This window comes from Bartonella sp. AA16NXGY, assembly GCF_042197325.1.
In the GTDB taxonomy this organism is placed as follows: Bacteria; Pseudomonadota; Alphaproteobacteria; order Rhizobiales; family Rhizobiaceae; genus Bartonella.
In genome coordinates this window covers 38,717-54,974 of record NZ_JBHIRR010000008.1, presented here as the reverse complement: position 1 = coordinate 54,974, position 16,258 = coordinate 38,717, and the positions used below count along the sequence as shown (strand labels likewise).

Annotated in this window: 12 protein-coding genes; 6 read left to right on the top strand and 6 right to left on the bottom strand. The window is 36.4% G+C overall.

Features of this window, described 5'->3' with window-relative positions; genetic code table 11:
- Positions 1–6 precede the first annotated feature (6 nt).
- The 6 genes from ACFINK_RS06095 to ACFINK_RS06070 all read right to left on the bottom strand — a co-directional run bounded on the left by ACFINK_RS06095 (position 7) and on the right by ACFINK_RS06070 (position 8,952).
- Positions 7–1,668 (bottom strand): NAD+ synthase, encoded by a 1,662-nt coding sequence (locus tag ACFINK_RS06095; RefSeq protein ID WP_375638425.1) that lies wholly within the window; start codon positions 1,666–1,668, stop codon positions 7–9.
- Between the two features lie 119 nt (positions 1,669–1,787).
- Positions 1,788–3,167 (bottom strand): class II 3-deoxy-7-phosphoheptulonate synthase, encoded by a 1,380-nt coding sequence (locus ACFINK_RS06090; RefSeq protein ID WP_375620795.1) that lies wholly within the window; start codon positions 3,165–3,167, stop codon positions 1,788–1,790.
- Positions 3,168–3,235: 68 nt separating this feature from the next.
- A complete protein-coding gene (gene gor / locus ACFINK_RS06085; protein ID WP_375620794.1) occupies positions 3,236–4,627 on the bottom strand; it encodes a glutathione-disulfide reductase in 1,392 nt (463 codons plus the stop codon).
- 203 nt (positions 4,628–4,830) lie between these two features.
- Positions 4,831–5,400, bottom strand: coding sequence for a DUF2059 domain-containing protein (locus ACFINK_RS06080; RefSeq protein WP_375612140.1), 570 nt, complete (start codon positions 5,398–5,400; stop codon positions 4,831–4,833).
- 106 nt (positions 5,401–5,506) lie between these two features.
- Positions 5,507–6,211 carry a ribose-5-phosphate isomerase RpiA gene (rpiA, locus tag ACFINK_RS06075; RefSeq protein ID WP_375613478.1) on the bottom strand — a complete coding sequence of 235 codons (705 nt, stop codon included), beginning with the start codon at positions 6,209–6,211 and terminating at the stop codon, positions 5,507–5,509.
- Positions 6,212–6,693: 482 nt separating this feature from the next.
- Positions 6,694–8,952: a ComEC/Rec2 family competence protein gene (locus ACFINK_RS06070; protein WP_375638424.1), complete on the bottom strand. Its 2,259-nt coding sequence runs from the start codon at positions 8,950–8,952 to the stop codon at positions 6,694–6,696.
- Positions 8,953–9,063: 111 nt separating this feature from the next.
- On the opposite strand from ACFINK_RS06070, the gene gltX reads away from it, so the two are divergent.
- The 6 genes from gltX (at position 9,064) to ACFINK_RS06040 (ending at position 16,234) form a co-directional block, all read left to right on the top strand.
- On the top strand, positions 9,064–10,494 hold the full coding sequence (gene gltX / locus ACFINK_RS06065) for a glutamate--tRNA ligase (protein ID WP_375613476.1): 1,431 nt from the start codon (positions 9,064–9,066) through the stop codon (positions 10,492–10,494).
- A 261-nt stretch (positions 10,495–10,755) separates the two neighbouring features.
- Positions 10,756–12,051: a citrate synthase gene (gltA, locus tag ACFINK_RS06060; protein ID WP_375612136.1), complete on the top strand. Its 1,296-nt coding sequence runs from the start codon at positions 10,756–10,758 to the stop codon at positions 12,049–12,051.
- A 707-nt stretch (positions 12,052–12,758) separates the two neighbouring features.
- Positions 12,759–13,511, top strand: a complete 753-nt coding sequence (locus ACFINK_RS06055) for a transporter substrate-binding domain-containing protein (RefSeq protein ID WP_375612135.1) — start codon at positions 12,759–12,761, stop codon at positions 13,509–13,511.
- A 464-nt stretch (positions 13,512–13,975) separates the two neighbouring features.
- Entirely contained in the window at positions 13,976–14,728 is a 753-nt protein-coding gene (locus ACFINK_RS06050; protein WP_375612134.1) for a transporter substrate-binding domain-containing protein, read from the top strand.
- Between the two features lie 79 nt (positions 14,729–14,807).
- Positions 14,808–15,530: an ABC transporter permease gene (locus ACFINK_RS06045; protein WP_375612133.1), complete on the top strand. Its 723-nt coding sequence runs from the start codon at positions 14,808–14,810 to the stop codon at positions 15,528–15,530.
- Entirely contained in the window at positions 15,527–16,234 is a 708-nt protein-coding gene (locus ACFINK_RS06040) for an ABC transporter permease (RefSeq protein WP_375612132.1), read from the top strand. The genes ACFINK_RS06045 and ACFINK_RS06040 overlap by 4 nt, the downstream gene beginning before the upstream one ends.
- The last annotated feature ends 24 nt before the right edge of the window (positions 16,235–16,258 follow it).

Sequence of the window (16,258 nt, the reverse complement as noted above, 5' to 3'; positions counted from 1 at the left end):
TAATACTCAATTTTTATCGCGAAAATGATTGACTATAGGATAGCGACGATCGCGTCCGAAATTTTTGTAACTGATTTTTACACCAGGCGCAGATTGACGCCTTTTATATTCGGCACCATAAAGAAGCTGTTCAACTTTCGCAACAGTTTCTCGTGAATGTCCACGTTTAACAATATCACAAATACTCATGTCATTTTCTACAAGATATTGTAATATATCATCTAAAATAGGATAAGGCGGAAGAGAATCTTCATCTTTTTGATTTTCCCGCAGCTCTGCAGAGGGTGCTTTTTCTATAATATTGGATGGAATGATCATTCCTTCTGGTCCTCTCAAATTGTGCAAGTGATTTTTATTGCGCCACTCCGCTAATGCATAAACCTGCATTTTATAAATATCTTTAAGAGGATTAAACCCGCCATTCATATCCCCATACAGTGTTGCATATCCCACAGCCATTTCTGACTTATTGCCTGTCGTTACCACCATTGAGCCGAATTTATTTGAAAGCGCCATTAAAAGTGTACCGCGTATACGACTTTGAAGATTTTCCTCTGTGACGTCAGAGGGTAACCCTGAAAAAACAGGTGCCATTGTCTTTAAAAAAGCCTCAACAGGTTGTGCAATCGGTATGATTTCATAACGACATCCCAAAAGATCAGCACATTCTTTGGCATCTTTTAATGATTCTTGCGAAGTATAATGATAGGGCATCATAATGGTGCGAACCCTCTCAGCACCAAGAGCATCCACCGCCATTGCCGTACACAGGGCTGAATCAATTCCTCCTGAAAGACCAAGAATAACATCCTTAAAGCCGTTTTTATTAACGTAATCTTTCAACCCCAAAACACAAGCTTGATAATCAGCCGCTAATCCATTGAGAAGACTTTCATTAGGACCTGAAATACAGTGCCATCCCGTCGTTGTTTTTTGCCAATGGCTTAAAGCAATATGGCTATCAAAGTGTTTCATTTGAAATATCTTTTTGCCTTGTCCATTCAAGGCAAAAGACCCACCATCAAAAACGAGCTCATCTTGACCACCTACTTGATTAGCGTAGATAATTGGCACTCCAGATTGTAGAGCCTGTGTATGAACAACGTCTATACGTTTTAATGTTTTATTACGATAATAAGGAGATCCGTTAAGGACAAGAATAATTTCCGCTCCTTTATCTTTAAGCTCTGTACTAAGAGAGGAATCATTCCAAAGATCCTCACAAATGACTATTCCTAATTTAATTCCATGATAGACAATAGGCTGAGGACGTGGACCTGAAGAAAATAAACGCTTTTCATCAAATTCAGCATAATTAGGTAAATCAAACTTCAAACATTCGGCAATGACTCTCCCTTCATCAAGAACCATGACAGCGTTGTAAATATTACCATTGCGCCTTAATGGAAGACCAATGACAATTCCTGGTCCGCCTACGGTTATCTTTGCTAATTTCTCAACAGTCTCTTCACATGTTTTTGTAAAAGCAGGTTTTAGAACAAGATCTTCCGGCGGATAAGCACTTATAAAAAGTTCCGTGAATAAAACAAGATCAGCCCCCTCTTCTTTGGCCTTTTGATGCGCCATGACAGCTAAAGAAAAATTCCCCTCAATATCACCGACAATAGGATTTAATTGGGCAATTGATACCCGAAAATCATTTTTCATAAGCCTTTGTATCATTTCATCAGTTTAGCAACCACAACTTTATTCTTCATCATCGGAAACATCATTTTTTAAAATTCTTTTCTGCCATAATGACCTAAAAATATTAGGCAAATTTTTGCCTACCCCCCAGCAGCAATTGCTAACGATTCAGTCACGCGATTTTTTTTAAGGAGTTCAGCAACAAGAAAAGCCAATTCTAACGCTTGATCTGCATTTAACCGTGGATCACATTGCGTATGATAACGATCAGATAAATCGTCCACAGAAATGGCGTGCGCCCCTCCTGTACATTCAGTAACATCACGACCTGTCATCTCAATATGAATGCCTCCTGGATAAGTTCCCTCTCCACGATGCACTGCAAAAAAATTCTCTACTTCTTTTAAAACATAATCAAAAGGACGCGTCTTATAACCATTGGCAGTAATTGTATTGCCATGCATTGGATCACATGACCATATAACCGCACGCTTCTCGCGTTCAACAGCACGGATGAGTTTAGGCAGATAACTTTCAACTTTATCATAACCAAAGCGCGTAATGAGAGTAAGCCGCCCCAACTCGTTTTCAGGATTTAAAATATCAATTAATTTTAAAAGCTCATCAGGCTCAATGGAAGGACCACATTTTAATCCTATAGGATTCTTAATGCCGCGACAATATTCAACGTGAGCATGGTCAATCTGACGCGTACGGTCACCAATCCATAGCATATGACCAGATGTTGCATACCAATTTCCTGAAGTTGAATCAATCCGAGTCAAAGCCTCTTCATAACCAAGCAACAGTGCTTCATGACTGGTATAAAAAGATGTTTCACGCAATGAAGAATGTGTTTTGGATGTAATCCCTATAGAACGCATAAAATCAATTGCTTCAGAAATACGCTCTGCCAATAATTCATAACGTTCTCCCTGCGGACTGTTAGAAACAAAACTCAACATCCATGTGTGAACATTTTCTAAATTAGCATAGCCACCTTGTGAAAAAGCACGCAATAGATTAAGTGTTGCCGCAGATTGGCGATAAGCCATAGACATCCGTTGCGGATCTGGAATACGAGAACCGGCTTCAAATTCAATGCCATTAATAATATCCCCACGATAAGCAGGAAATTCAACTCCCTCTTTTCTTTCAATATCAAAAGAGCGAGGCTTTGCAAATTGACCAGCAATACGACCAATTTTAACAACCGGTTTAGAACTACCAAAGGTCAAAACAATCGCCATTTGCAAAAATACACGAAAAAAATCACGAATATTATCAGCTTCATGTTCTGCAAAGCTTTCGGCACAATCACCACCTTGCAATAAAAAAGCTTGGCCTTTCGCAACGGCTGCTAATTCATTTTTTAAATCACGTGCTTCACCGGCAAAAACTAAAGGAGGATACCTTCTCAGTTTTCGCTCAACATCTTCTAACATAGACTTATCCGGATAAGTCGGAACTTGTTTAATTGGCCTTGTTCTCCAAGTGTCAGGCGCCCATTCTTTTATCATTACACTCTCTCTAAAGATTAATCTTACAGATTAGCATATCAAAAGCTTTTTACCGCAATATATGCTGTTTAACTTTCTATTTTCTTCCCATTTTCATATATATAACTTGGTTTATACATCGTTACCAATTCTTCTGCCATCGTTGGATGCACTGCCATCGTCTCATCAAAGATATCCTTCGTCAGCTTACCCTTGAGAGATATCCCTATAAGCTGAGCCATCTCACCAGCATTTTCCCCTAAAATATGAGCGCCCACAACAATACGGCTTTCACCATCAACAATGAGTTTCATAAGCATTTTCTCTGAACTACCAGAAAGAACATTACGCATAGGACGAAAAACTGTACGATAAATTTCAAGACGCTTATAACGCTTTACCGCCTCCTCTTCTGAAAGACCAACCGTTCCAATCTCTGGCTGTGAAAAAACTGCTGTTGTAATTAAATCATAATCAGGTGTTGTTGGAATATTTTCAAATGCTGTCTTAACAAAACACATTGCATCATGAATCGCAACGGGTGTTAATTGAATATGACCTGTTACATCACCAACAGCCCAAATATGGGGGATATTTGTTGTCATTTTCTCATCAACAACAACTGCACCAAATTCATTCACCTTAACACCTGCCCGCTCAAGTCTTAAACCCGTTGTATTTGGTACACGCCCCGTAGCCAACATAATCTGATCGGCTCTGATTATTTTCCCATTTGATAAAACAACTTCATAACAATTTTCTGCAGCCTGCACTTTAGAAATTGTTATGCCATAAAGAATAGAAATCCCTTTTTCAATCATTGCATCGCTGAGCAATTGCCGCAAATCATGATCAAAATTACGAAGGATTAAATCACCACGATGAAGGAGTGTTGTTTTTACACCTAATTCATGAAAAATATTAGCAAATTCAACACCAATATACCCTCCACCAACAATCACTATTGATTTTGGGAGTTGATTAAGGTCAAAAATCTCATTAGAAGTAAGGCAAAATTCACCGCCTTCTATGGACGTATTTGGTGCAAGTTTTGCCCCTGTTGCAATCAAAATTTTTTCTGCACTTACCCGCTCACCCGTGGCAGAAAGCTCTAATGTGTGATCATCTATAAAAGTAGCACGACTTTCATAAATATGCACATTGTTATTTTCTAATCCCTTACGATACAACCCTTCTAACCTTGATATTTCTTTATTTTTAGCTGCAACCAACTTTTCCCAGCTAAAAATTGGATCCGCATATTCCCACCCAAAACCAACACTTTTCTTAAATTCTTTTACATATTGTGATGCATAAACATAAAGTTTTTTGGGAACGCAACCACGAATAACACAAGTGCCCCCTATACGATATTCCTCTGCTATAGCGACCCGCTTGCCAAGACCTCCAGCAAGCCGTGCTGCACGCACTCCACCAGAACCACTTCCAATAACAAATAAATCAAAGTCAAAAGAGCCCACGAATTATTCCTTCTTATACATCTGCAAGAGTAGGCTAAGATCTTTTATTATCAAATGAAAGTCTTTTTTTCTTTTGAAGAAGCCTTTTTTATAAAGCAGTATTCTAAAAAGACTTATTCTCATTAAAATATTTAAAACGGCGGAAAAACCGCCGCTATTAAAAAAATCAGAAATTGCCCATTGTTGTCATGATATCGATCAAGCTATTTTTTATTTTCTGAAGATTCTGATTTTATAGGCATATTTGTAGGCATAGTAGAATTATTCAAATTAAGTGTTTCAGACATCTCTTTTTTCACATTTTCTACAAGATCCCGCATAAGAGCAGTACGCCATATATCAAATGCTGAATAAGAATCACGTGCAATATTGGGGACTTCTGTCAAAAACTTTTTACCGGTATCAGAATTATAAAATGTTGTTATCGCATCAAGCTCTTTTTGAGTAAAATATTTTGCATATACGTGAGCAATCTCTTTTTCTAGATCAGAGCGCCTTTTAATTAAAGCAAGCGCCTGCTTATCAACAATATCAGAAATAGCTGTTGCCAAATTCGGATCATCGCTAATCAGTTCATTTTTGAAATCATGGACCGCATTTGGTAAAAAGCTATCAAATTGATCCGTTGCATGAATAGCTCTGATTGCCTTTCGCGCTGAATCTAAATGTTGATCACTCACACCTTGTGCATAAGCCATGCCAACATTCACAACAAAAATAGCAATTGCACTAAAATATACGACAAAACGCTGAAAAGAAAATATTATTTTCATTTAATGATTACCCCGATCGCTAATTATAATTTTAATTCGTTATTCTACCTAAAATCTTTAAGACCCTTTTTTACTGTGCTAACATATCATCATGTAAATGCCTTTTCTAAAAATCAAACGGTTCTAAAACTTTTATTTGACCATCAGCCATAGCGACAATTGCACGTGAAGCCAACCCCAAAAAAAGGCCATGCTCAACAACACCAGGAATAGCAAGAAGTGCATCCGATAATGGTTTTGGTTGCAAAATGCAGCCCCAAAATGCATCAAGAATAAAATGGCCACCATCTGTTTCAAAAGGATTTTTTCCATTCATTCGCAATGCAATTTTTCCAGAAAGCCCTAAATCATCAGCGACTTTTTCAATGGCTCTGCATGTTGTGTGGATACCAAATGGATTAACTTCAATTGGTAGTGCAAAAGCACCAAGTCTTTTTACCACCTTTGTTTCATCCGCAATGACAAGCATTGCACGAGATGCCGACGCTACAATTTTTTCATACAACAATGCTCCCCCTCCCCCTTTAATGAGCATCATCTCAGGACCAATTTCATCTGCTCCGTCAATATCAAGATCCAGCTCAGGTATTTGTTCTAAAGTGCTAACAGGCACTCCAAACTTATGACAGAGTTGTTCAGAATATTTTGAAGTAGCAACACCAGTCACCCGCAAACCATCCGCAACACGCTCACCTAGAAGATGAATAAATTCATTGACTGTCGAACCAGATCCGATACCAAGCCGCATACCATCTTCAACAAACTCAAGCGCTTTAATAGCTGCCATTTTTTTTAACTGCTGAACATTCATGAATGACTTTGCCTTCTATCCGTATAAGCAGCATTTATCACCCCTATTACCACCGATAATAATGATAATAAAAGATAACCTCTTGACGCAATCTATTTAAATTGACCATCATCTCTTGCTTGAAGAGATGTTACTCGTTATAGAAATATATGATAAGAATAAAATAGAATAATCAACAATTATCTTTTTTATTTCTTTGAGAATATTTGTTAGCATTTTTCTCATTCAATAAGAATTTTTGATTTATTTTGTGCTATCAATAGGATGCACAAAGATGCACATATCAATTTTTTTGAAAAAATTAAAATGATCAGATATAAAAAATCATCTATTTCTAGAAAACTGTAGATTATTATCTCATTTCAATAACGTTGATAAACTTACCAATTTAAATACCGTAAAATATTATGAGAAAAGTCTTCTGTTATTTTTTGTTTTGTCATTATCCAAATGTGAAGCAAAATATGACTGATTATATGTTTTTATGAATGCTGTCTGTGCATATTCCATGGTCTATGAAACCCTAGCGAAGACCAAATAATATCTCCACCTTTGGTCATCATAACGCTTCCTCGTGATAACAATTGTTGAGGTATAAATACTATTTTTGCCTTCTTGTAACAAGTTGGATTATGCATCACAAATGTCTGAATGAGAATATCTGCCTCTACACATTGATCTGTTTCTCTCTGTAAAACGATCACTTTTAATCCATTATCCAATAAAGATGTACATACATGATAATCACAAATAAATTGTCCGTGTAACGAAGGACCATATTTTGTTGGTTTAATCGTTTCATTCACACGAAATGACTTTTTCCATATGGATGTCGTGAACTTAGAAATATGGTAACGATCAATATATAATTTTTTATCATGAATAACGCCCACGAGGCGCATATTATCTGCTATAATCAGTTGTACAGGTGAATGCAATACACAAATAGAAACACCTGCCAAAATAAACAAACTAAAAAAGAGCCGGATGGGTGTTTTGCAAAAAGTCAGTCCAACCAAGCCTATGCTCAATAAAACTAACGCTGATAACGGCATAAAACCAGGATTCAAATCAGGAGAAATAGCCTTGATAGCATGTGCAATCTTTATTACAAGATCAACTCCAAAACCCATAATTTGAAGAGGAAGCCATTCGAATCCTCCTAACATTGCAAGAACTGCGATTAATCCAAAGGGAATGACAAAAATTGAGATGACAGGCAAAGCAAAGGCATTACTGATAATGCTCAAAGATGCCATATTAGAAAAATGATAAGCAGCATAAATTCCACTTGCACTCCCTGCAACAAAGGAAGAAGCACATGTTGAAAGCATCGATAAGAAAACAAAATTTATCACTCCCCCTCCAACATAAGAGGGAGTTGTTTTTCTTTTACGAAAAAATGATCTCCCACTCCACCAATCAAAAAAAGCGATCAAAGCAGCAGTCGCAGAAAAGGACATTTGAAAGCTAGGACCTAATATTTCATGGGGTGTCATCGCCAGAGTTATCAACCCTGCAATGGAAAAATTACGCATTGTTATAGCAGAGCGATTACACAATATAGCAACCAACATAACAGCAATCATCACAAAACTTCTTTGCGCTGATATTGCTAAGCCCGACAATAACAAATAAAAAGCTGTTATCATAAAAGCAACGATAGCAGCAAATTTTTTACTGGAATAATAGGAAGAAAAAACTGGAAAAAATGCTAAAAAACTACGGATACTCAAAAGAACTATGCCGCTTAACAACGCCATATGTAAACCTGATATTGATAAAATATGAGCTAATCCAGCTGTACGTAATGCTTCATTTGTCTCATTTGAAATACCAGCACGCTGCCCTGTTATGAGGGCAGCTGCAACACTCCCCTTTTCTCCTTCAAGGGCTATACGGATTCTTTGTGTCATCTTCGTGCGTAAATTTTCAATTTTCTGTAGAATGATAGCGAATATTCCATCAGGCTGCGAAACGGATATTTTTCTTGGTTTTCCTAAATAAACGCCTTGTGCTCCAATTCTTTTAAAATAATTATGAAAACTAAAATCGTAGCCTCCTGGACGCACCGGCCCAGAGAATGCACGAATCTTAACTTTTCCATGCAATCCATCACCAATCGCTAAGCCAGATGGCAAATATCTTGCCGATAAACGAACACGATGAAGACTATGGCGTAATACGGGATTTTCTGTATTCAAAATATCCAAAACTAAACGAAATCCTCCTTTGGCACCTGACTCAATAGAAACAATTCTTCCCGTCAATGTAGTGACAATGTCACTGCTTAGCATGGGTGTTGCAATACGCCACGTTTCTATTTTTGCCGCTAAAGCACCCAATATAATACAAAACAGAAACCCCACGGGAATCGATATTTTTCGATAAAAACGTGCTACATAGAATATTCCCAGAAAAATACTGACCAACGCCCCCAATTGTCCCCAACTTGGTTCCCACTCTAAATGAAAATAGAAAATGATTCCTAGGGCAAAAAAGACTAAAATCAGCGAAAAAAGGATACCAAAAGAAACTTCTTTATTAATACAATCTTCTAACCATTTGCGAAAAAAAATGATTACTTCTTTTAAGAGTGTCAATAAAAAAAGTTTTTGTTGATTATAGCTACTGTTCTTTGCATCATCATACCTAGAAAAAACACTCTGCCCTATCTGACATGGCTTTTTTCTTTCTGTAACAGATTTTTCGGATAAACCCTCTTTACTTTTATAAAACATCAGTCCCCCACTTTAACTCGCAATACGGCTATTGCATGCCCCATCACTTATGCTAACATGACTTTTCTATAAAATTCCATAAGTAATATCTTAGTTTAAAGGAAAATATTCGTGTCTGTTATTACTCGTTTTGCCCCTTCACCCACTGGCTTCCTTCACATTGGTGGTGCTCGTACTGCTCTTTTTAATTGGCTTTATGCAAAACATACCGGTGGAAAAATGCTTTTACGAATTGAAGATACAGACCGAGAGCGTTCAACCGAAGCAGCTGTAAAAGCCATTATAGATGGCTTGCACTGGATGGGTCTTAGTTATGATGGCGCCCCTATTTCGCAATTCGAACGAGCAGAACGTCACCGCCAAATCGCTGAACAGTTGGTCAAGAATGGCAAAGCATATTATTGTTATGCTTCACCTGAGGAGTTAGCTGAAATGCGTGAAAAAGCCCGTTCAGAAGGGCGCCCACCACGTTATGATGGACGTTGGCGTGACCGTGATAGTTCTGAAGCTCCTAAAGGTGTTAAGCCTGTTATTCGCATCAAAGCCCCTCAAGATGGAGAAACGATTGTACATGATCGTGTTCAAGGTGATGTCCGTTTTCCTAATAAAGATCTCGATGACTTCATTATTTTGCGTTCTGATGGTTCGCCTACCTATATGCATGCTGTTGTCGTTGATGATCATGATATGGGCATCACACATATTATACGTGGTGACGATCATCTTACCAACGCAGCCCGACAAACGATTATCTTTAAAGCAATGGGATGGGACATTCCTGTTATGGCCCATATTCCTCTTATCCATGGTGAAAACGGTGCAAAATTATCAAAGCGACATGGTGCGCTCGGTGTTGATGCCTACCGAACAATGGGATATCTTCCTGCTGCTTTGCGCAATTACCTTGTCCGTTTAGGTTGGAGTCATGGTGATGACGAACTGATGTCACTTAAAGATATGATTTCTTGGTTTGATATTGAGGATATTAACAAAGGTGCTGCTCGTTTTGATCTCAAAAAGCTCGATTCCATCAACGGACACTATATGCGTATGAGTAATGATCAAGAACTTTTTGATGCCGCTCTTAATATTCTACCAGAAACCGATAGGGGAGCACAAATTATTGAAAGACTTGATGAAAAACGCCGTGTTCAATTTTTAAAAGCAATCCCGCATTTGAAAGAACGTTCAAAAACACTGTGCGAACTGATTGACAATGCCTCCTTCATTTTTACGCAACGACCTTTACAACTTGATGAAAAAGCTCAAATGCTCTTAGATAAAAATGGACGAACCATTTTAAACGATCTTTATCTTGCTCTGAAAGCGTGCCCCTCTTGGGATACAAAAACTCTAGATGAAACACTTCGCTCTTTTGTCCAAACACAGAATCTCAAATTTGGATCTATCGCCCAACCACTTCGCGCAGCTCTTACAGGATGTGCAACATCACCAGGTGTTTTGGATATTCTTATTTTATTAGGACGCAATGAATCCCTTCATCGCATCAAGGACCAACTTATCACAACAATATGCCCATGATGTGCACTGAGTATATTTCCTCAAATAAGGATCTATACAGATATCTCAACGCGCCCTAAAAGAGTTTTTTATGTTATATCATTGAAATACATTTCTTATTGAGTAATAATGATCAATAAGGAAATATTTTTAGATTGCATGTACTCACTTTTAGAGGCAATCTACCCTTAAATAAGTAAGAAAAGCTTCAGTTATACATCCCCCACTCTGATGAAGCAGAGTCTTAATTTTTAGAAGTGAAGGATCTGAAAGGAATACCGAATGTCTGAGAATAACGCATATATTATTGTGAATGATAAAAAAGTAGAGCTTCCCTTGCGTAAAGGCACGAGTGGACCTGAAGTCATTGAAATTGCTTCTCTCTATAAAAAAACCGATATTTTTACTTATGATCCTGGTTTTACTTCAACAGCTTCTTGTGAATCAAAAATTACTTATATCGATGGTGATAAAGGCATATTGCTTTATCGTGGTTATCCTATTGATCAATTGGCTGAAAAAGGAGACTTTCTCGAAAGTTGTTATCTTTTACTTTATGGTGAACTCCCAACACAGCAAGAAAAAAATGAATTTGATCGATGTATTATGCAGCATACCATGGTCCACGAACAATTTGCACGCTTCTTCCATGGCTTCCGTCGTGATTCTCATCCTATGGCCGTCATGGTTGCCTGCCTTGGCGCTATGTCTGCGTTCTATCACGACTCTATTGATATTACAGATCCTCACCAGAGAATGATTGCTTCTGTTCGTCTTATCTCAAAAGTTCCAACGCTTGCTGCTATGGCCTATAAATACAGTATTGGACAAGCATTTGTTTATCCACGTAATGATCTTAGTTATGCTGCAAATTTCCTCCATATGTGTTTTGCTGTTCCTTGTGAAGAATATAAAACAAACCCTGTGCTTGCTCGGGCGATGGATCAAATATTTACCCTTCATGCAGATCATGAACAAAATGCTTCTACATCTACGGTACGTCTTGCTGGATCCTCAGGTGCTAATCCGTTTGCCTGTATTGCAGCAGGTGTTGCATGCCTTTGGGGACCAGCACATGGTGGTGCCAATGAAGCATGCCTAAAAATGCTACAAGAAATAGGTTCTATTAAAAGAATTCCTGAATTTATTGCACGTGCAAAAGATAAAAATGATCCTTTCCGCCTTATGGGCTTTGGGCACCGTGTCTATAAAAATTATGATCCACGTGCAAAAATCATGCAAAAAACCTGTCATAAAGTTTTAAAAGAACTCAACATTCAAGATGACCCTCTTCTTGATATTGCAATAGAGCTTGAAAGAATTGCCTTAAGTGATGAATATTTTATTGAGAAAAAGCTTTATCCCAATGTTGATTTCTATTCCGGCATTACATTAAAAGCTCTAGGTTTTCCAACTGAAATGTTTACTGTCCTTTTTGCATTGGCGCGCAGTGTCGGGTGGGTGGCACAATGGAAAGAAATGATTGAAGACCCTGCACAAAAAATTGGTCGTCCTCGACAACTCTACACAGGCTATGCTATGCGTGACTATGTTCCTATAGATGAACGTGCAAATTAAAAAAAGAAATCAATAAAGCTTCAATTTACTGAAGCTTTATTGAGAGTAATCAAAAAACATCCTTTAAAAATTTTTATAAAACGTGATTTTAAAACTCTTTCTACAGAGATAACATCATCATAAAAATTTACTAAAAAATTCTAAGTTTTAGCTCTGTAAAGAAATTGAGAATACTCTTCTGCAAATTAGCCAAACATTTAGCAAAAAGAAATTGAAAATTTTACCTTATAATCCTCATTATCTTTAATGGAAATGTATTCCCTATCATTCCCCCATGTTTAAAAGCCTTATTACATATTAAAATCTAGCAATGTCAGAATTTTTCTTTCTATCTTCTTCAGATAAAATTGCAAAAAGCTTACATTAAGTGCTTCTCTAATTAGAATAAAAACACTTTTACATTTTGTCCTGTTAAAAGCTGAAATTTTCTTTGTATTTAAGTTGATAGTTTTTCTTTTAAAGATAAATTATTGATTTTTAAATAAAATTATTAAAAATCACCCTATAACCAATAAGAGGTGACTTTCTTTCCTATATTTTTTATTCCCATACTTGATAAAAAGAAATTATTTTTTTGATAATGATATTCAGCATAATGATAGCAAAATGAACATAGATAAATTTTTTACATTGCTCCAAAAGAGCTTACAGATTATAAAAATTCATGATGGTTTCATATTTGCCAGCTTATCTAATAGGAGAACATAATGAAATTATTAGCAGGAGCTCTTATAATAAGCGCGACACTGTTTACCCTATCGGCCAATTCTCAAACGCTGAAAATTGCAAGCGATGCTTCTTATCCGCCATTTAGTTATATTGACTCAAATAACAAACTGCAAGGGTTTGATATTGATATATCTTATGCGCTTTGTAAAAAAATGAATGTTGAATGTACTATTGTCACACAAGACTTTGAGGGGATGATTCCCGGTCTTCTTGCCAAAAAATATGATGCTATCGTTTCTTCCCTTTCTCCTACAAAAGAGCGCTTACAAAAAATTGATTTTACAGATCCTTACTACAACACAGCACTCGCTGTTATCGTTACCAAAAATTCGGAAATTAAAGAAATCTCAACACAAGCCTTTAGAGGTAAAAACCTTGGTGTACAATCAAATACAACACAAGCTGCATATGCGGAAGATCATTATGCCTCTGAAGGAGTTAATATCAAACTTTATCCTACAGCAACAGAAGTTAATCGTGATCTTTTAAGCCATCGGCTTGATATCATCATCTTTGATAAATTAAAAGCATTAAATTGGCTTGAAAATGAAGGAAAAGACTGCTGTCTCCTCTTGGGAACTCTAGAAGAAACAAATTTTCCTATTGCAATTGCACTCCGTCAAAATAATAATGATCTTAAAAACAGTTTTAATAAAGCAATAGAAGAAATCCGCGCCGATGGAACCTATGAGAAAATTATGAGAAAATATTTTACTTTCGATATCAATTAGATAGTACTATGAATTAAAACTCAATCTGTATATTTAAGGGGTATCTTTAACTCTTTATTGAACATGCAGGTATAATTGGAAATTCGGCATTTTTATAAGAAAATTTACATTTATCAAAATAACTTTTAATTGCTCCTTGAGATCTAAATATTTTGTAGAATCTAATGACAACAATAAGGTTGTATTTTTACCGTATCAAAATCTAATTTTTTTATGTTCAAATTTAATAGCCTTATTTTCAAGAAAAATCCTCAGTTTTTACTCATGAAATGATTCAAATCAATCATTTCGTGAAAATTAAGCTATCATACAAGCAATAAGATATTTATTCTTTTTTTATCAATAATGCCCAACATAATGATCTAAAATAAACATCAATAAATTTTTGAATTGCTCCCAAAAAGCTTACAGATTATAAAAACATAATGATTTCATATTGCCCGCTTATCCAATAGGAGAACATCATGAAACTATTAGCAGGAGCTCTTATAATAAGCGCCGCACTATTCACCCAATTGGCTGATGCGAAAACATTAAAAATTGCGAGTGAAGGCACCTATCCTCCCTTCAGTTATATTGACTCAAATAATAAATTGCAGGGACTTGATATTGATATATCTTATGCACTTTGTAAAAAAATGAATGTTGAGTGTACTATTGTTACACAAGACTTCGAGGGAATGATCCCTGGACTTATTGCAAAAAAATATGATGCTATCATTGCTTCCCTCTCTCTCACACAAGAGCGTTTACAAAAAATTGACTTTACAGATCCTTACTACGATACAGCACTGGCTGTTATTGTTACCAAAGCTTCGGGAATTAAAGAAATCTCGACAAAAGACTTTAGAGGTAAAAATCTTGGTGTGCAATCAAATACAACACAAGCTTTCTATGCAGAAGATCATTTTGCCTCTGAAGAGGTGAAAATAAAACTCTATCCTTCCACAATAGAAGTGAATCGTGATCTTTTAAATCATCGACTTGATGTGATCATTGTTGATAAATTACAAGCATTAAATTGGCTTAAAAATGAAGGAAAAGATTGTTGTCTCCTCTTGGGAACTCTAGAAGAAACAAGATTTCCTGTTGCAATTGCAGTCCGTCAAAATAATAATGATCTTAAAAATAAGTTCAATGAAGCTATAAAAGAAATCCGTTTGGATGGAACTTATGAAAAAATTATGAGAAAATATTTTACAAGTGATGTTTATTAAATATCAATATGATATTTTAATGAAACCCGTTGGTTATTGCTAAAAAATATTATCTAACTCTTTCATGAGGAATACAAGAATGATTGAAAATTTAGCATTGCTATCATTTAGCAATGGTGGATGGGGAGCAGTTATACTTTCCAGTGCAGGAATGACTTTGTCATTGGCATTATGTTGTGGACTTCTAGGATTTCCTCTAGGGCTTCTCAATGCAGTGATGATTCGATCCAATATTAAGATGGCCAAAGCTATGGCACGCCTCTTTTCAACGATATTTCGTGGGCTACCAGAGCTTTTAACTTTGTTTTTAGTTTACTACGGATTACAAAGCCTTATTCAAAATTTATTTGACTATTTTAGTTTTGAAATCATGTTCAGTATCAATGCTTTTGTTGCTGGTGTTCTTGCCCTTAGTATGGTTCTTGCAGCTTTTTCTTGTGAAGTTTGGCTTGGAGCATTTAATATTTTTGATAAAGGTCAATATGAAGCAGCTAAAGCTTTAGGACTTTCACGGTCAACCACATTTTTTCGTATTGTCTTCCCTCAGCTCATCCGAAATGCCTTGCCAGGACTTTCTAATAATTGGCTTACTTTACTGAAAGATACATCCCTTGTTTCTACCATCGCGCTTGTTGACCTCATGCGACAAACGAATCTAGCTGTCGCTGCTACCAATAAACCCATGCTATTTTATTTTGTAGCATGCTTACTCTATTTGTTATTTTCAGCGGTTTTTACTGCAATCTTACGCCATTTGGAAACATACACTCAAATAGGCTATAAAAAGGTGCTAAGTCAATGATTCCTGAGTGGCTTTATTTTCTTTTTAATCCTGATCTTTTAAGTCATTATGGACCCAAATTTATTAATGGCTTTATTGTTACTGTTGAACTTGTTTCTATTTCTTGTTCTCTAGGCCTTTTTCTTGGTATGATTATCGCTTTTGCACGTCTATCAGAGAATACATTTTTACAATATTTTGCAAATGCTTATGTCTATTTTTTCCGTGGCTCTCCTTTATTAGCTCAACTCTTTCTTTTTTATTATGGGCTTGGTTCAATGAACAGTTTTTGGCAACAAGTGGGGCTATGGTGGTTTTTTCAAAACGCGTGGTATTGTTGTCTTTTTATTTTTACACTCAATTCTGCTGCCTATCAATCTGAGATCTTTAAAGGAAGTTTTCTATCCGTAACAACTGGACAACGCGAAGCATCAAAAGCTTTAGGTTTAAGCAACTCTGTCACATTTTTTAGAGTTATTCTTCCACAAGCAATGATTGTAGCATTACGCCCCTTAGGAAATGAGTTGATTTTAATGATTAAATCCAGTGCTGTTGCCTCACTTATTACTGTTTATGATTTAATGGGGGTTGCTAAACTCGCTTATTCACGGACTTTCGATTTTCAAGTTTACGTTTGGGCTGCTCTTATCTATCTCTTTATCGTTGAACTCATTCATCGTTTTATTGTTTTTATCGAGCAGCGCCTCACTCGATATTTACGGTAAATAAAATGATCATAAAAAACAGTA